This window comes from Dehalococcoidia bacterium (genome assembly GCA_003597995.1).
Classification (GTDB): domain Bacteria; phylum Chloroflexota; class Dehalococcoidia; order Dehalococcoidales; family UBA1222; genus SURF-27.
The window spans coordinates 22,911-39,568 of record QZJY01000014.1; the positions used below are offsets into that span (position 1 = coordinate 22,911).

Consider the following 16,658-nt stretch of genomic DNA (forward strand, 5'->3'; position numbering starts at 1 on the left):
GTGGATTTCAAACACGCCCTGCGTGACCGTGAGAATGAAACGTTGAATATTAGATAAGAAAGCCTGATTAGTTTTGCTTTGAGAGGGCTACTTTCATCAGATAAACCCCGGCCAGGAAAAGGACAAAAAACACTATTACTAGCAAAGTGGCTTGCCATAGAGAATGCAGCGGCAGCGAGCCCAGCTTATCCCACTGCTGGATGATGGGCGAAGAGGTGGCGGATGCCACGAACCCGATGACCCCCCCGGCGAATAAAATTCCTCCAAGGATAAAAACCAGCAGGCCGGCCATGATATTACTGCGCATAGACAATCTCCTTCGCTGGAAAGTATAGGAGAGAGGTTTTGGGCTGGCAAACCAGTTTGGGTGTACGAACGTCGGAAAAGAAGGCTGTGCTATAATTACATCAGAGAGTCAGGGGGAAATTACAACGAAAGCCATCGATAAAGCCCGCCGCATTGTTGAGATTGCCAGCGACAAGCTGGCGTCCGATATCGCCCTTCTGGATACCCGCGGCGTCTGCGGGTTCGCCGATTTTTTTGTCATCGTAAGCGGCGAATCCGAGCGCCAGTTGGATGCCATCTCGGACGAGATAGCGCAATCCCTCAAGAAAGACGGCGGGATGGCGCCTCTCCACCGCGAAGGAGCTGCCGCCTCCGGCTGGATGCTGCTGGATTACGGCGATATCATCGTCCACATCTTCTCGCCCACGGAGAGGCAGTACTACAAGCTCGACGAGATGTGGGGGGCCGCCAAATCCCTGGTCCGCATGGCGTAAGCTACTGCTTGCGCTCGTAGCTCAGTATCTCCGAGTCCTTGAAGAATAGTTTCACCTCGTGCTCGGCCGTCTTGACCGAATCGGAGCCGTGCACCGCATTGCGCTCGATGTTTATTCCGAAGTCTTTGCGGAGGCTGCCTGATTCAGCTCTGGCCGGATCCGTCGCTCCCATTACCGCCCGGATGGTGCGTATGGCATCATCGCCCTCGAATACGGCGGCCACGATGGGGCCGGAGGTGATAAAACTTATCAGCTCTTTGAAAAAAGGCTTTTCCTTGTGAGGGGCGTAGTGGCGCTCAGCCAAAGCCCGGTCCATGCGCAGCATTTTGAGGGCTACCAGCGTAAGCCCTGCGCTTTCCAGCCGCCCGATGATAGCCCCGCTGAATCCCCTTTCAACCGCATCCGGTTTTACCAGCACCAGTGAACGTTCCATTTTATGACCTCCATTATATTTCAGCCTGCCAGTATCACAGGTTTGGATAAGCTTTTCAATGTCTGAGACGGTTAGTTCCGCCAGTGAGTCCACCACCACGTCGGCCAGTTTGAGGCTCTCCTTGGGATGGTTGGCAGCCACCCCCACCGAGCGCATGCCAGCGGCGCGAGCCGCCGCTACACCTCCCACGGCATCCTCGATGACAGCACAGCAGCGGGGTTCTATGTTCAGCTTCTCGGCGGCCAGCAGAAAGATCTGAGGGTTAGGCTTCCCATTCACTACTTCCTCCCCGCTGACGACGGCCTCGAAAAGGCTTTCTATTCCCAGCATCTTGAGGAAAGTGTTGGTATTCTGACGGGGCGCCGAGGAGGCTACTGCCATTGGTATGTTACTCCTATGAAGCGCCTCAAGCAGCGCCATGGCTCCGGGCATGGGGCCGACGCCCTCGCAGCGCACGGCCTCGCGGAAAAACTCTGTTTTCTCGCGGCTGATGGAATCTATCTCTTCTTGAGATGTCTGCTGGCCCAGCACGTCCCGGATAATGTCGTCGTTGCGTAAACCGAAACCCTTTTTGAAATCCTCGCGGCTGAAAACCACGCCGCGACTCCTGAATACGGCTTGCCATGCTTCGAAATGCTGTGCCGCCGTATTTACTATGGTACCGTCCATATCCCAGATGACAGCGATGCGTTTGCAATCCATGGGCGGCGGCATGGCTCCGGCGCTTTTCGATTTGGGCTGGCTGATATGCGGCCGCCTCAAATAGATGGGTTGTAGCGTGGCGGCATCGTCGTAGAGCCCTTCAGTTAGCCTTTTTTCACCCAGTGTAGCCAGGGACTCCGCACGCCTCAGTCTGACCGCGGTCGGGGGTATGTCCACCTTTTCTCCGAGTGTCGTTCTTAGCTGTTCTAACATATCCTGTGTGGGTTCGCCGCAAAAAACGGTCCGCTCCTTGACGCGGTCGCCAAGTTCATTGATGGTTATCAGACTTTCGGGGGCCAGGCAGCGCCACTTGCCATCTGTCAGTTGATAAACCGCATGCGTGATTTCGCCTCTTCCTGCGTTAAAAATGGCGCACACAGGCAGGCCGCTCTCTGCGTGCTGATAGGCCGCAGCTTCGAGCGTGCTGACGCCCACTATGGGCACACTCAGGCTAAAGGCCAGTCCTTTGGCAGTTCCCAGCCCAACTCTCAGCCCGTTGAAACTACCCGGCCCTCTGGCAACGATAATCCCCTTCATATCCTTGATGTTCAGGGAAGACTGCCTTAGCAGCGATTCCAGGTGTGGCAGCAGCTCGACGGTATGATTTCTGCCGCATTGCCAGGTTATCTCCACCAGGATTTGCCCCTCATGAATAATTGCCAAGCCGGCTATATCGCTCGATGTGTCGATAGCCAGATACATCTATATATTATCCTTTTTGAGGGGGGCAAGCGCAGCTGTCAGATCCCGAGTCATTGTCTCATAGCGTGTTCCGCTCGGGAGTATGTCTATGCTGCGCTCGGATTCCCCTGCATAAGCCAGATTGATAGCAATATGCTCCGGCGGCATGAGCGCCACGGCTTTTTCCGCCCATTCGATGACGCACACACCATGTCCGTAAAGATAATCATCCAACCCCAGCTCGGCAATCTCCTTGAACTCCAACCTATAAAGATCCATATGGTATAGCGGCAGTCTGCCGGCAAACTCGCGCATCAATACATAAGAGGGGCTGGCGGCGTTCTCCTTCACTCCCAGTCCCTGCGCTATCCCCTGCGCCAGGCAGGTTTTACCCGCCCCGAGCGGCCCGCTCAAAAGAAGAATGTCTCCCGAGCGCGCCAGTTCACCGATTATGCGGCCGAGTTGCTGCGTTTCTTCGGAGCTACGGCTGATCAGTTTAAGACTAGCCTTTGCCAAAGTGGTCCCACCCGGCCTTGTCGAATTTATAAGGGCGGCCTTTTGCATCTACAGTCTGTACAACTCCCGGGGAGTTTGCGGTTATCTCACCGATGACGCTCACAGGCAGGCTGGTTTTTGCCTTGACCTTATCAATAACCGCTGCGCTCGCCGTAAAGAGCAATTCATAATCCTCGCCACCTCCCAGCGCCATGTCCAGCGCATGCGAGAGAAATGCCTTACGTGCCGCCGGATGAACGGGTATGTGCTCCACATCGATACGCGCTCCCACTTTGCTTGCCCGGCAGATATGTCCCAGGTCGGCTACCAGTCCATCGCTAATGTCTATGGCAGCCCGCCCGCCTGCGGCCAGTATCATAGCTCCCTCCGCCAGACGGGGACAGGGGCTGAGGAATGCCTGTCTGAGTGGAGCGTCCTCAGCGGTAGGGGCAGCTCCGTTGCTGATGAGCCTGAGACCTGCCGCCGCCGCTCCCAGATATCCGGTAACTCCTATCAGGTCGCCGGGTTTGGCTGCGGAACGCCTCAACAGCCGCTTGCCCGCGCTTCCGGTGACGGTCAAGCTGATAAACATGGTATTCGACGAGGTGATATCACCCCCGGCGATGGCTATTCCAAACTGGTCCCCCAGCTGTATCAAACCCCGGTACAGTTCGGTGACGTCTTCCACGTCGGTGTCGGCGGGCAGGCCCAGAGTCACCAGGGCGCATTCCGCCGTGCCCCCCATAGCGGCAATGTCGCTCAGGTTGATAGCCAGGGCTTTCCAGCCCAGTTCGCTCCACGCCGCCTGGCCTATCTTAAAATGAACGTTCTGGACCAGGCAGTCGGTGGTGGCCAGCGTAATCTCGTCCGTATTCTTCCATGCAGCAGCATCGTCTCCAATACCCGCCACTATATTTTTCCACGAAGGACGCTTTACATCCAGTCTCGTTTCTATCATTTTGGCCAGAATTTCGATCAGCCCGAATTCGCCGACTTCAGATACTTTCATCGTCTGGATTATAACACGCTCTTGAGGTCTATCTCCAACGATGTGACAGCGTTATATAGAATGACCGGAAGTAATGCTTTTATTCCAAAAAATATTGCCGAAAATACTTCCTACCTATATAAATTACTTGACTCTAATGGTAGAATAGTACAAGGGGGAGTTTGACTGGGGTGTGCCCAGGTCTCCAAGATAGACCGCATCATTCGAACTTGGAATTTCTAAATAGCTAAAGCGTCATAGAAAAGGCTCCATAAGGGATCTGCCCCCTGTATCGGCTGGCGTTACGCCGACTGACTTTAAAAAAGCCGAAGGAGCTTCTGGGGAGGAGTTAGGGTTGGTATTCGATTCTGAGGACTTTGTTTTTGAAGCGCCCCCTGCCATCGCGCGGGCCAGGCGCGTACTCATCAAACCGGTGGCGGGTTACCCCGTGGGCTATCCGATAACCACCAGCCGCGAGATGATGGTATCCATAATCATGGGCATCAGGCAGATAAGCGATGCCGATATTCTTATTCTGGAGGGCACCTCCACGGGCGCGCCGGTAGCTCCGATGTACCAGGCCTTGCGCTATGATTTTCCGCGCGTACTGACCCTGGACGTGCGCGACACCACGCTGGTCGAAGTAGAAAATCCGCTGCTCAAACCGCTGGTCATGCCGACTTTCATGGTGCCCAATGTCATACTTTCGAGTGATTATCTCATCAGTGTTACGCCGCTTAAGGTGATCGGTGGCCTGGGGCGTCTTACCATTGCCAACCTGCTGGGACTAATACCGGCCACCAAGTACGGCACCGGCACTAGAGGCGGCTGGGAAGAACTGTACGCCCTCGGCATTGATAAAGTTCTGTCTGACCTCTTTTACACCATGCCTTTTGACCTGGGTATAATAGAGGCCGATCAAAAGTTCATCAGTAAAAATGATCCGGCCAAGGGCGAGAAAGAACCCGTCGGCAAAATCTTCGTGGGAGAGCCGTACAGGGTTGACGTGGAAGCCTCGCAATCCCTGGGAATCAAGATGGACTACATAAAGCTCATTGACGAGGCGCGAGTGGACCTGGAAGTCTAGCGTGGTTATATTTGGCATAAAGCGATGAGGGGCGTAAAACCCCTCATCGCTTTTTATATGCCTTGCAGATGTCGCCGGACAGCTTTTCGCGAGTTTTCTATCCAATATGCAGCGGCAGAGTGAATGTGAAAGTTGAGCCTTTGCCTTCCTGCGATTGCACACCAATCCTGCCTCCGTGAGCTTCCACCAGGCGTTTGCAGACCACCAATCCCAACCCGATCCCTTTGATAGAACCTGTTTTCTGCTGGAGTCGTTCGAACGGCTCAAAAATCATACAGATTTCTTCCGCCGACATACCGCTACCCCGGTCGGTAACACTGACAGCAATGGTAGAATTCTCTATCCTGGCTGAAACGCTCACCTCCTGGTTCTTAGGAGAATACTTGGCGGCGTTCTCCGCCAGATTATATACAATGCGTTCGAGTCTGGTGCTGTCCGCATTCACCTCGGGAATATTTTCCGGTACCTTATTGATAAACGGATTGGGATATGATTCTCTCAGCCGGTGCAAGACGTTTTCAACCAGGTTGTGAAGCTTGATGCTGCTGGCATGAAGCTCCAGCCTCCCTGCCTCGAAACGTGTGATCTCCAGCAGGTTTTCCAGCATGACGGCTAATGACTCCGCGCCTTCGGTGGCGGCATTTACCAGCTGGCGCATTTCTTCGGGCGAGACGCCTGCGGAAACGGCTGTTTTGAGCGAACCGATTATCACGGTGAGCGGTGTGCGCAACTCGTGTGACACCATGCCGACGAAGGTGTCCTTGAGGTCAGCCAATTTCTTGCGTTCAGTGATGTCCCGCACGTTGCACTGGATTACCGTGTCTCCGTCCACTCCATAGACGTTGCTGACAAATTCCACATCGATACGGCTGCCACCCTTTGTCTGCAAAGGGAGATTCTCATACCTGATATACGTTTTATCCTGTAGATTTTGGAATGCTTTCCGGCTGGCCTCAATATCTTTAACCGCTCCGATTTCCCAGAGTTTTTTACCCAGGAATTCCTCTTTGGAATATCCCAGCATGTTGATGAGGAAAGGGTTGACGTCGGTAATCTGGGCGGTTTTGGCATCAAGAAGCAGTATACCGTCCTGGGCGGTCTCGAACAGCCTGCGGTAACGCAGCTCTGAGGTTTCCAGACCATGTTCCATCTGTTTGCGTTCGGTGATGTCTTCGATGGCCAAGAGTATCGTTTGTGTCTTTTGCCCTTAGCTATGCATGCGGCGAGCGTTGAGAAGCAGAGTTCTCCGGCCCAGCGAATTGAACTCATGCTCGACCTCGAAGTTTTCGAAAAAGGTGTTTTTAGGCAGGAGTTCTTCAAGAAGGCGGCGCAGGGCTGGTATATCCCACTCGTGTTTGCTGATCTCGTAGATGAGCTGGCCTTCAGTCTCGCTGGGCGTCAAAGAGAACAACTTGTAGAAAAATGTGTTGGCGGATACCACTCTGAGGTCGGCATCTAGTACCAGCAGGCATTCGCGTATAGTCCCCAGAATACTCTCTGAAAATTTCAGGGCGGCCTGAAGCTCTTTCACTGACATCTTATTTACATTCTGTGATATTGTTGTTGGCATACGACTGGATGGCTCCACAGCCTTAATCCTCCTGGCGTATTCGGCCCCGGTTCGTCGCAGAGCCTCTCAAATTAAATATATAATAAGGGCAGGCATAAATCAACCGGTCTGCCCTTGTTTGTTTAGAACGTTATACTGAAATCCTGGTATCTTCCCGTATATTTGCCCCATGTCGGTGAGACGCTTTCCACCACGGCTCTGGGCGGTCCGCGTTTGACCATCTTCAAGAGTTCCTTCAGCTGGGCGCGCTCCCCTTCGGCTTCTATTTCCACCGTCCTGCCGCCGGGAAGGTTGCGCACATATCCGCCAAGGCTAAGCCTTTCGGCCTGCCGGCGCGTGTAATCGCGGAACATGACGCCCTGCACCTGGCCGGTGACGATCACTTTGAGTGCGGCTGGTTCAGCCATTACACACAGCGCCTCAGGATTCGGGTTCAGCTTCCTTGCGTTTCTTGCGCACCACTTCAACCACTACTGGGGGCGCTACTATCTCGTTGATCGCCTGTTTCTTGGCGCCCTTCTTGGGTTTCTTGCTTTCCTTGCGGTACATTTCGTGGCTACCCATACCTACCTCCTCAGATTTCGGTATTTAGTTTAGCAAAGCCCGATTCAATCTGTAAAGCTATCGCTCAGCTTTGCCAGCGCCAGCCTGGCGGCATCAGCCTCGGCCAGCTTCTTGCTGCGGCCGCAGCCCTGAGCCATAACTTCTTCGTGTATCAACACCTCGGCGGTGAAGCGCCTGTCATGGTCCGGGCCGGCGGTGTCGATGATGCGGTAGGACGGGGTTGTCTTGTAGCGCGACTGTGCCACCAGCTGAAACTCAGATTTATAATCTGTGTCCATCTCCCGGCGCAACTTCTCGATTTCCGGTTCCAGCACACGCAGAATAAAGTCACGGGCGCCCTCCCATCCCTGGTCCAGCATGACGGCAGCCGCCAGGGCTTCCATGGCGCCGGCCAGGTTGGTGGCTTTGGAACGTCCACCGCTTTTTTCCTCGCCTTTGCCCATGAAGAGGACTTCGCCCAGCCCGATGGTCCTGGCTACCGACGCCAGCGTGCTGCCCCGTACCAGCAGCGAGCGCCGGCGCGTCAGCTCGCCCTCTGCCAGATCGGGGTAGTCTTGATATAGCTTTCTAGCCAGCACCAGCCCAAGGAGGGCATCGCCGAGGAACTCCATACGTTCATTAGACGGCACAACGGGGTTTTCGTTGACATAAGAACTATGTGTCAGCGCCTCTTCAAGCAGGGAAATGTTTTTCCAATAGATCCCGATGGTCGATTGAAAGCTGTTCAGGTCCGGCAAATATATACCTCTCGATAGATAAAATAGACTCTTGCCAAGCGGGTGTCAACCATTAGAACTAAAAAATGGCTTTCTGCAGATAAATTTTTTAGTAACCGGAGTAAAAGCGGCGATTGCCTATGTTAAACCCAGATGCTATAATGCAAGATGCGCTGGGGAATCGTCTAGTGGTAGGACAGCGGACTCTGGCTCCGCCGGCGAGGGTTCGAATCCTTCTTCCCCAGCCAATCCCCCTTTATGCCTATTGACACCCCTGTCCATTCGGCATTATCATAAGCCAGTTATTGCGTGACAGCATATGAAGCATTTTAGCATTCTGGTAGCAGACGACGACGAGCGTATCCTTAATTTCTTGTGCGTGCGCCTCAAATCTGCTGGTTATGAGGTTTGTACGGCGGCCAACGGTATTCAGGCCGTAGACCACGTTCGCTCCAAAAATCCCGATCTGGTGATCCTCGACCTCATGATGCCTCAGATGGATGGACTGGAGGCTATGCGTGAGATACGCACCTTTGCCACCACTCCTGTCATAATGCTCACGGCGCGTGGCGAGGATGACGAGAAGATCCGTGGCCTGAAACTGGGCGCGGACGACTATCTGGCCAAACCATTCAACCCCGACGAGCTTGTGGCGCGAATAGAAGCTGTCAGGCGGCGCATAGAACCGCAGGATAAGCGCAAGACGCTTGATATTTTCATCCATGGCGATGTCAAAGTAGATTTCAAACAACATGTGGTGACGGTGGCCGGCGAAGAAAAATACCTCACGCGCATCGAGTGGCTCCTGCTCACCGAGCTGGTGCAGAGCGCCGGGCGTTTTATGACCTATGAAGAGATGCTCAGCCGCGTCTGGGGTTCGGAATACCAGGGGGATGTGCAGCTACTGCGCACCTGGATAAGCCGGTTGCGCTGCAAACTGGAAAAAAACCCCGGAAGTCCCCAACTCATCCGCACAATCCCCAAGTCAGGCTACATCATCCACCACGACACCACAGTTGCCAGCGAATAAGCATTGTCCCCCCGGAGCCAGCCTGCTCCGCTTTCTATAGCTCCAGCTCGAGTCTGCTGCTTGACTTCAACGCCTCTTTCAAGAGATAATAAAAATCGGTTCTGGCGCATTCGTCTAGAGGCCTAGGACGCGTCCCTCTCAAGGACGAGACCACGGGTTCGAATCCCGTATGCGCTACCAAACACTTGCAAAAATATGGCAGAATAGTCAAAAAGAAAGAGGGAGCTAGCAAAAGCTAGCTCCCTCTGCTATCCTGACTGAAGGGTAAGTCACTAGGTCGTCTGGTGTCCGGTAGCCGACTCTTCGGCATCCGCCAGTCCATAGCCAAAATATTTGTCCTTCCCCACCGTGCCGAGGTCATCCGCTGCCTGCTGGAGGATTTTTCTGACTTCATTAGCGAAGCCATATTTGCCGTCGCTATTCGTGGCTCGGCCAGAAGCAAAGACCAGGGCCGCGCTGCCGGCAACGTGCGGCGTCGCCATCGAGGTGCCGGAGAGCGTCGCATAACCACTACCCAGATAGGTAGATAAAATACTGACGCCCGGAGCCGCCAGCTCTATTTGCGAACCAAAGTTGGAGAACCAGGCCCGCTGGTCGGTCGAGTCAGTAGCCGCAACCGCAATCACGCTATTATACCTTGCCGGATAGATGACAGCGCCGGAGCCAGAATTCCCAGCCGCCGCCACCAGCAATACCCCAGCGGCATAAGCGTTGTCGCAGGCTGTCTTGACAGCCTTAGGCGCGCTAGTGGTGCCAAGGCTCATATTGGCCACATGCATACCTTTAGCCACTGCCCATTGCAGAGCGGCAATAACATCGCTCCAGTAGCCGGACCCACTGGCATTGAGGACTTTCAAAGCATAAAGGTCAGCCCCCGACGCTACCCCGACAACACCACTACCGTTCTGCTCTGCGGCGACAATCCCGGCCACATGCGTCCCGTGACCATTATCATCCAGCGGGTCAGCATCTTTATTCACAAAATCGTAGCCACCGGCATAGGCGGCAGCCAAGTCGGGGTGTGTGTAATCTATGCCGGTATCGATAATGCCTACCTTGACCCCAGCCCCTGTTGTCGTCCCCCATGCCTTTTCGGCATCAATCCGGTCAACACCCCATGCCGCTGTCACTTCCGGGTCCGAGCTATCTCCCAAACCTGTCGCATAAACCAGACCATCCTCTTCTACTGAGGCTACCCCGGGGATAGCACGCAATGAAGCAAGCACATGCGGTGGCACGGCAACCACCGCGCCGTTGATTAAGGACAATAAATCATATGAACCACCGAACCGATGCGCCAGCCCTTTAAGTGCCTCCTCGTTTATTGGGGTACCTTGTTGGAATGTGACAATAAACCGCTGCAATTTTCCATCAGCACCGGCTGCAGATGCTTGGCCGGTTGAGGTCAAGACCATAATCAGAACAAGCCCAAAAACTAGCCACAACTTCATTTTGGTACGCATTCCCACACCTCCCAGTTAGTTCTACTAAAATTATGGCACTCTAACCGGGGAAAATCAAGGGTGAGAACAGGCTTGAATACCAATCTTATCCCGTCTTCGACTTGCTCGTCATCTCAGAGGTTGGGGTTCTTCTTAGAGATAACCGTCGGTGCTTGCCGCAGAATCTACAGGAATGTGACAATGCGCTAGAAAGTGCAACATATCTGGTCTAGCGTCGATGGTCCAGTTGTTACTTCAAGGTTTGTTAACACACGCTTGTGATAGCAGAAAGTGGCATCTGGTACGATAACGATATATCAAGTACTCAAGCCGTCGCTTGTCTATCGTTCTTGAGTATACGCTCTGTATTTTCGGTATCAGTTCCTTCTTCACAAACGTCAGTTCAGAATGCTTCCAACGTGGGCTACCAAACACTTTTCCTTGTTTTTGCCAGCAAATTACTAACAGAGCGTTACTGCAACTTCGCGACCCTCGACTTAAAAAATGAGCTTGAAAAGCCAGGCAAAGACGTAACCAAGAATCAGGCATGCTGGGAAGGTGATAATCCAGGTGGCCACGATCTGACGGCTCACGCTCCAGTTCACCGCCGAGAGCCTCCTGGTGCTACCCACGCCCATGATGGCCGTGCCTATCGTATGAGTGGTGCTCAGGGGGATGCCAAAGTGGGAAGCAATCAGTATAGCCGTGCTGGCAGCGGTCTCAGCGGCAAATCCGTTCACCGGCTCAAGCCTTGTAATCTTTACTCCCATAGTTTTGATGATACGCCAGCCTCCAAGCGCCGTGCCGATGGCCATGACCGTGCCGCAGAGGAATACTACCCACAGGGGCACCTCGAAAGTGGGCAAGACGCCACCCAGGAAAAGCGCCAAAGCGAAGACGCCCATAAACTTCTGACCATCATTAGAGCCGTGGCTGAAAGCCATGAAACCAGCCGAGAATATCTGCAGACGCCCAAAAAGACGGTTAGTGGGAGTGCGATGGGCGCGGTGGAAGAGCCGGTAGATGAGAATCATGATGACAAATGCCAGCCCGAATCCCAGGATGGTGGACATACCGAGTCCGATTAGCACCTTGCGCCAACCCTCCCAGAGCAGAACAGACGGTCCAGCGGCGGCGAGTCCGGCTCCGGCAAGGCCCGCCAGCAGCTCGTGCGTTTCGCTCGTAGGGATACCGAATTTCCAGGCGGCGGTGGTCCAGACCACTACTGTCAACATCGCCGCGGCTACGACCTCGACGGTGATAATACTGGGGTCCACAATGCCCTTGCCGACGGTAGCAGCCACGGCCGTGCCGGTGACGAGCACCCCAGCCATGTTGAGAACCGCGGCCATGGCCACAGCCTTTGCCGGAGAAAGAACGCGTGTGCCAACCACGGTGGCGATGGCGTTGGCGGCATCGGTGAGGCCGTTGGTAAACTCTGCCGCCAGGACTAACAATATTGTGATCGCCAGCAAAATTGTCACGCTAGGCCGCCTTCAGGGCGATGCCCTCAAGAATATTGGCCACGTCTTCGCAGCGGTCGATGGCACTCTCCATGTGCTCGTATATTTCTCTCCATTTGATGATGTAGGTGGCGTCCCGCCCGGTATCGAATATCTCGGCAAGCGCCTGCCGGTAACTGCGGTCCCCCTCGTTTTCAAGACGGTTAATCTCAATGCAGGTTTCCAGCACCCGATGGGCTTCGGCTCTCTGGTGCATCAGCGGCATGGCCATTTCTATTTCCTTCGTGGCCTTGACAAGTATGGCAGCAAGCTCCCCAGCACGAGCAGTAGGAGCCTCCACCTGATATATATACATGGCCTCCACGGCGGCGTGGATGAAGTCCACCACGTCATCTATGGTATGGGCCATAAGTGTGATATCCTCCCTTTCCAGGGGAGTGATGAAGCTGCGGTGAAGGAGTGTCGCAATAGCATGTGTAATGCTGTCGCCCGTATGCTCGAGGTTGTTGATAGCCTCCACCTTGCGCGGGATGTCTTTCCAGTCAGAGACCAATTCCTGGAAAGCCAGAGCTGTGGCCACCAGATTGTGGGCGCTCCGATCGAAAAGGATGAAAAACTGTTTTTCCTGAGGTACTAACGCTATCTTCATGTCCCTAGCATAGCGCTGGGCCTTTAAGGGAGAATTAAGGGGATGTTAAAGATATGTTAAATTTGGATTGCCGGCAGGCTGAAGCTAAAAGTTGAGCCTTTGCCCGGTTCGCTTTCGGCCCAGATGCGTCCTCCATGAGCCTGGACGGTATGCTTGGCAATAGCCAGGCCCATCCCTGTACCCGTGCCTGTTCTGGACCTGTCAGCCTTGTAGAAGCGCTCGAAGACGCGCGGAAGAACCGCGGGTTCAATTCCCACACCGGTATCTGTTACGCTCACTACTACCTGTGCTGCCTCGGTACGCGTGCTGACAGTGATTTGTCCGCCATGCGGGGTGAACTTGATGGCGTTATGTAGAAGGTTCACCAGCACCTGGCTCAGGCGCTCCCGGTCGGCGGATACTTCCGGCAAATCCGGCATAAAACGCTTCACTATAGTAAGCGACTGCCTGGTAGCCAGGGGGGCAAGTTGCTCAATGGCCTCCGTGATAAGACCGTTCAGCTGTAGCGGAGCCCGCTCCAGGGTGGTGCGCCCGCTCTCAATGCGGGAGAGCTCGGTGAGTTCAGTCACAAGCTGTGTAAGGCGCTCCACCTCCGCACGGATTTTCCCCAGAAAATCACGCGCCACGGCGGGCTCCCCGAGAGCGCCTTCCTCCAGTGTCTCCACAAGCGCCCGGATGCCCGCCAGAGGGGTGCGGAACTCGTGGGAGATATTGCCGACTAGCTCTCTGCGCATGGTCTGCAGGTCCTTGAGCTCGGTAAGGTCCTGAAACAGGAGTAAAGCGCCCTGGTTAACACCATAGGTTATGGGTACGGCAATCACCCGCAAGTATCTTCCGGAGAGGGAATCAAACTGGGCGCTTTTGTCGCGCCCGGTGCGCAAGCAGTCGGTAAGAACCTTCTCAACCGCAGCCTCCGGCACGATGGCGGTGACGGGTTTGCCAATACTGGTGGACTTCTCAAATCCGAATAGTCGAGCTGCGGACTGGTTCGTTATCATGGTATCGCCAGCAGCATTAGCCAGAAGTACTCCATCTGTCATCTGCGCCATTATAGTTTCCAGCTCTCCTCGCTCTTCTTTGAGCTGAGAGAGGGTAGCGGCAAGTTTAAGAGACATCTCGTTATAGGCGCGCCCCAGATCGCCTATCTCTCCATTCCAGGGGACTGGTACTGTTCGGCCTACCTCGCCAGCGCTCACCCGTCGCACCTCGCGCGTAAGCTGTATGACCGGATGCGTCACAAGACGGCCTACGACCCATATACCCGCCACGGCAACAACGATAGCCACTCCTACGGCAAACGCGATAATGCCAGCGAGGCGAGCGGTTATTTTTTGCACGGTAGTAAGGGGGAGAGCTACACGGGAGACCCCGGTAGTCTGTCCTCCGTCTCCAGTGATGGCGACCGCCACGTAGAGCATATCCTGATGGCGAGTGCTGCTAAAGCGAATACTCTGGCCATAGCCGGTGGAAAGGGCTGCACGCACCTCCGGACGGTCCAGGTGGTTTTCTAGGGTGTCCGGGTCCTCAATTGAGTCCCCCAGCACCGCACCGTCCGGGGCGATAACGGTAAGGCGGATGTCGGTTCCCCGGCCAAGGCTTTTCACGAGGCTGTCCACGCCGGTTCTGTCCCACAGAAGAGGCGCAACGGAGTGAGAAACCAGGCGCGCCTCCTGTGCCAGCCGCTGCTCCAGGTTCTGCACCTCGTCATTACGGGAGGAATAGGCCAGGTAAGTCCCGAGGGTTCCCAGGCAGACAGTCACCAGGAGAGCCAGGGGGATGATGAGACGCCACTGCAGGCTGCGCACGCTATCCTTCCAGCTTGTGGACCGCACCGCGCAGTGTCACAGGGTAGTATGGTATTTCTGGAATGGGTTTCTGTATCACGGAAGTTGCTGACAGCTCCATAAAAAACCTAGCTTACGTCAACCCTAAGATATGTCCTCAGATAAATCTCCGTATCATTGCCCTTATAAAGGTCGAACTCCAGCTTCTGGCCGGCGCCGGCGGCATCAAAACTGAAAGTGATCGTATAGCTCTGTTTCTGCCCGTTCGTCAGGATGAAACTGGTCTCGTTTTGCTCATTACCGTCTATGAAGGCGTGTCCGTCTTCCTGGACGATTCTGATGGTGTACGCAACGTCCAGCTTTTCGTGGTTGGTTAATACGAGGGTGAGCTGGCCTCGCTGCCCCACCGCCATGTTCTGCGAGTAGTCCGCGGCCTTGCCCGCCGCCCCCAGCAGGTAGAACTCCGAGTAGGGCTGGGTGTTATTGATGCCCGCGTTGACCACTATCGCTCCGGCGGCGACAATTGCCAGCACCAGCACTCCCACGAGGAATTTATCTATCATCGGGGTCGCGCGCCGCGGCTCCATACGGTTGAGGTTCATTCTCTCGCCTTCAGGGAGGTCGCGGCGGCGCCGCCAGGCGATGGCCAGGACTGCGAGCGTCAGGCTTTCCAGAGAAATGAGCAGCGGGTAAACGTCGATTCTCCAGACGTAACTTAGCAGCAGGCCGTCGAGCATTACCAGCGCGATAGACAGTGCGATGCTATAGGCGATACGCTCGGCGGCGCTGAGGCGCGTCCCGTCCGGGAAAAAGGCCGTCACGAGGGCGTATCCAGGGATAAACAGCATGAAAGGCACTCCCAGCGTCACACGCGCTGCTAGTGAATCGGTGAACATCACCGCCGGGATGAGCAGCAGACTTAATAAGGCCGCCAGTGCCAGGTCGAGGTTGTATTTCAGTCTCAAAAGCGCACCCCGTCGCCATTATAGCATGTACCGCTCAGAGTAAGAAAAACCACGACCGGGTAATCTGCTTGAATGTTAAGCTTGAACGCGCTAAAGTAGCACCGGAAGATTAAATTCTTACTGTATGAAAGAAATCGAGAATCCCCCCGCCGACAACCCGCAAACCAGCGAAGTTCGACCGCTATGGCATTTCTGGCGCATCCCGCTGTATTCCAATGCCTTCTACCTGATAGCGGGCAACGGGCTGGGAGCAGTTCTCGGGTTTGTCTTCTGGGCGGTTGCCGCCCGCTTTTACTCCCCCGGTGACGTAGGCACAATGTCGGCGGCCATCGCCGCTCTGGGATTGCTGGGCAGTTTGTCCCATCTCGGGTTGGGTGTGGGCATCATCCGCTTTCTTCCCGGAGATGATAAACAGGCAGCACGGCTCATCAATTTCAGCCTCTCGCTAATTTTTATCACCGGCGCACTTCTGGCCGTCATTTTTCTGCTAGGCACCGGACTGTGGTCGCCCGGCCTGGCCCCTTTCCGGCAGGATGCAGGCCGTTTTATAGTGTTCACACTTTTTACCGCTTTCACCGCTATAGTAACGGTGGCGGACGGAGTTTTTATCGCCCGCCGCCGCGCCGGTTTCGCCATGGGGCGCGGCCTCTCCATGAATGTTCTTAAACTCATCATGTTAATAACCTTCGCCGCAACGGCACAGGCGTACGGCATATTCACCTCGTGGGGGTCGGCGCTCAGCATATCCCTCCTCCTGGGCCTGTTTTTGTTTCTGCCCCGCCTCGTCCACGGTTTCCTGCCCTCTCCCAACCTCGACTGGCACGGCAGGGGTGAGATGGTGCGCTACTCGCTGGTGAACAACGGAGCCTCCCTGCTGGCGGTGCTTCCCGGGCAGATTCTACCCATCATGCTGCTCGGCAGGCTGGGGGCCGAGGCTAATGCATTCTTCTTCATAGCCTGGCAGGTTATGGGAGCCGTATCGATGGTGCCTTCGTCCATCTCAACCTCGCTCTTCGCCGAGGGCTGCCATGACGAAGAAGAGTTGCTGCATAACGTCCGCCGCAGTCTCAAGCTCGCATTTGCCATCCTGACGCCCGTGGTAATCGCCTTGCTGTTTTTCTCCGCCCCATTACTGCGCGTTTTCGGAGTGGAATACGCCGGGCATTCCACGCGGCTGCTGCAACTGCTGTCCATCTCGCTGATACCCATGAGCGTAAACCAGGTCTATTTCTCCATACTGCGGGTGCAGAAGAGGCTGCGGACTCTCAACGTAATGAACGGGGTCATCGCCGTGGTGACGCTCGGGGTGG

At 55.0% G+C, this 16,658-nt stretch carries 17 protein-coding genes and 2 tRNA genes; 6 read left to right on the forward strand and 13 right to left on the reverse strand.

From position 1 onward, the window contains the following. Positions 1–67 precede the first annotated feature (67 nt). Positions 68–307: a hypothetical protein gene (locus C4542_01915; protein ID RJO62830.1), complete on the reverse strand. Its 240-nt coding sequence runs from the start codon at positions 305–307 to the stop codon at positions 68–70. A 118-nt stretch (positions 308–425) separates the two neighbouring features. Here C4542_01915 and rsfS point away from each other — a divergent pair, with 118 nt between their 5' ends. Continuing rightward, on the forward strand, positions 426–779 hold the full coding sequence (gene rsfS / locus C4542_01920; GenBank protein RJO62831.1) for a ribosome silencing factor: 354 nt from the start codon (positions 426–428) through the stop codon (positions 777–779). A 1-nt stretch (position 780) separates the two neighbouring features. On the opposite strand, the gene C4542_01925 is transcribed toward rsfS, so the two are convergent. The 3 genes from C4542_01925 to thiL are packed head-to-tail and all read right to left on the reverse strand — an operon-like array spanning position 781 to position 4,099. Beyond that, positions 781–2,616 (reverse strand): nucleoside-diphosphate kinase, encoded by a 1,836-nt coding sequence (locus C4542_01925; GenBank protein RJO62832.1) that lies wholly within the window; start codon positions 2,614–2,616, stop codon positions 781–783. After that, positions 2,617–3,159 carry a tRNA (adenosine(37)-N6)-threonylcarbamoyltransferase complex ATPase subunit type 1 TsaE gene (gene tsaE / locus C4542_01930; protein ID RJO62833.1) on the reverse strand — a complete coding sequence of 181 codons (543 nt, stop codon included), beginning with the start codon at positions 3,157–3,159 and terminating at the stop codon, positions 2,617–2,619. It lies immediately after the preceding gene. After that, a complete protein-coding gene (gene thiL, locus C4542_01935) occupies positions 3,098–4,099 on the reverse strand; it encodes a thiamine-phosphate kinase (protein ID RJO62834.1) in 1,002 nt (333 codons plus the stop codon). The genes tsaE and thiL overlap by 62 nt, the downstream gene beginning before the upstream one ends. A 334-nt stretch (positions 4,100–4,433) precedes the next feature. Here thiL and C4542_01940 point away from each other — a divergent pair, with 334 nt between their 5' ends. Continuing rightward, complete coding sequence (locus C4542_01940) at positions 4,434–5,165, forward strand: hypothetical protein (protein RJO62835.1); 732 nt, start codon at positions 4,434–4,436, stop codon at positions 5,163–5,165. Positions 5,166–5,262: 97 nt separating this feature from the next. Here the strand turns inward: C4542_01940 and C4542_01945 are convergent, their stop codons facing one another. The 4 genes from C4542_01945 to rnc all read right to left on the reverse strand — a co-directional run bounded on the left by C4542_01945 (position 5,263) and on the right by rnc (position 8,042). Continuing rightward, on the reverse strand, positions 5,263–6,348 hold the full coding sequence (locus C4542_01945; protein RJO62836.1) for a PAS domain-containing sensor histidine kinase: 1,086 nt from the start codon (positions 6,346–6,348) through the stop codon (positions 5,263–5,265). Positions 6,349–6,372: 24 nt separating this feature from the next. Continuing rightward, positions 6,373–6,735 carry a hypothetical protein gene (locus C4542_01950; protein RJO62837.1) on the reverse strand — a complete coding sequence of 121 codons (363 nt, stop codon included), beginning with the start codon at positions 6,733–6,735 and terminating at the stop codon, positions 6,373–6,375. A 122-nt stretch (positions 6,736–6,857) separates the two neighbouring features. Next, entirely contained in the window at positions 6,858–7,142 is a 285-nt protein-coding gene (locus tag C4542_01955) for an acylphosphatase (protein ID RJO62838.1), read from the reverse strand. Positions 7,143–7,343: 201 nt separating this feature from the next. Continuing rightward, positions 7,344–8,042, reverse strand: coding sequence for a ribonuclease III (gene rnc / locus C4542_01960; protein ID RJO62839.1), 699 nt, complete (start codon positions 8,040–8,042; stop codon positions 7,344–7,346). Positions 8,043–8,189: 147 nt separating this feature from the next. Between rnc and C4542_01965 the strand changes: the two genes are divergently transcribed. The 3 genes from C4542_01965 to C4542_01975 all read left to right on the forward strand — a co-directional run bounded on the left by C4542_01965 (position 8,190) and on the right by C4542_01975 (position 9,225). Continuing rightward, positions 8,190–8,263 (forward strand) — tRNA-Gln (locus C4542_01965). A 71-nt stretch (positions 8,264–8,334) separates the two neighbouring features. After that, the gene (locus C4542_01970; protein RJO62840.1) at positions 8,335–9,045 is read left to right on the forward strand and encodes a DNA-binding response regulator; all 711 of its coding nucleotides are present in this window, start codon (positions 8,335–8,337) and stop codon (positions 9,043–9,045) included. A gap of 103 nt (positions 9,046–9,148) precedes the next feature. Next, positions 9,149–9,225 (forward strand) — tRNA-Glu (locus C4542_01975). 92 nt (positions 9,226–9,317) lie between these two features. On the opposite strand, the gene C4542_01980 is transcribed toward C4542_01975, so the two are convergent. From C4542_01980 to C4542_02000, 5 genes are all read right to left on the reverse strand, one after another. Next, positions 9,318–10,508, reverse strand: coding sequence for a peptidase S8 (locus tag C4542_01980; protein ID RJO62841.1), 1,191 nt, complete (start codon positions 10,506–10,508; stop codon positions 9,318–9,320). A 476-nt stretch (positions 10,509–10,984) separates the two neighbouring features. Next, entirely contained in the window at positions 10,985–11,971 is a 987-nt protein-coding gene (locus C4542_01985) for an anion permease (GenBank protein RJO62842.1), read from the reverse strand. A 1-nt stretch (position 11,972) separates the two neighbouring features. Continuing rightward, positions 11,973–12,599, reverse strand: a complete 627-nt coding sequence (locus C4542_01990) for a DUF47 domain-containing protein (GenBank protein RJO62843.1) — start codon at positions 12,597–12,599, stop codon at positions 11,973–11,975. A gap of 56 nt (positions 12,600–12,655) precedes the next feature. Next, on the reverse strand, positions 12,656–14,431 hold the full coding sequence (locus C4542_01995; protein ID RJO62844.1) for a HAMP domain-containing protein: 1,776 nt from the start codon (positions 14,429–14,431) through the stop codon (positions 12,656–12,658). An 80-nt stretch (positions 14,432–14,511) separates the two neighbouring features. Then, complete coding sequence (locus C4542_02000; protein ID RJO62845.1) at positions 14,512–15,348, reverse strand: DUF1616 domain-containing protein; 837 nt, start codon at positions 15,346–15,348, stop codon at positions 14,512–14,514. A 124-nt stretch (positions 15,349–15,472) separates the two neighbouring features. Here C4542_02000 and C4542_02005 point away from each other — a divergent pair. Continuing rightward, positions 15,473–16,658: polysaccharide biosynthesis protein (locus C4542_02005; protein ID RJO62846.1), on the forward strand; the 1,186-nt coding region annotated here is incomplete at its 3' end.

What these genes read in the sequence shown, in the direction of transcription:
- C4542_01915 (RJO62830.1), bottom strand. Translation starts at nt 307, where the DNA reads ATGCGCAGTAATATCATGGCCGGCCTGCTGGTTTTTATCCTTGGAGGA.
- C4542_01925 (RJO62832.1), bottom strand. Translation starts at nt 2,616, where the DNA reads ATGTATCTGGCTATCGACACATCGAGCGATATAGCCGGCTTGGCAATT.
- tsaE (RJO62833.1), bottom strand. Translation starts at nt 3,159, where the DNA reads ATGCAAAAGGCCGCCCTTATAAATTCGACAAGGCCGGGTGGGACCACT.
- thiL (RJO62834.1), bottom strand. Translation starts at nt 4,099, where the DNA reads ATGAAAGTATCTGAAGTCGGCGAATTCGGGCTGATCGAAATTCTGGCC.
- C4542_01950 (RJO62837.1), bottom strand. Translation starts at nt 6,735, where the DNA reads ATGCCAACAACAATATCACAGAATGTAAATAAGATGTCAGTGAAAGAG.
- C4542_01955 (RJO62838.1), bottom strand. Translation starts at nt 7,142, where the DNA reads ATGGCTGAACCAGCCGCACTCAAAGTGATCGTCACCGGCCAGGTGCAG.
- C4542_01970 (RJO62840.1), top strand. Translation starts at nt 8,335, where the DNA reads ATGAAGCATTTTAGCATTCTGGTAGCAGACGACGACGAGCGTATCCTT.
- C4542_01980 (RJO62841.1), bottom strand. Translation starts at nt 10,508, where the DNA reads ATGCGTACCAAAATGAAGTTGTGGCTAGTTTTTGGGCTTGTTCTGATT.
- C4542_01990 (RJO62843.1), bottom strand. Translation starts at nt 12,599, where the DNA reads ATGAAGATAGCGTTAGTACCTCAGGAAAAACAGTTTTTCATCCTTTTC.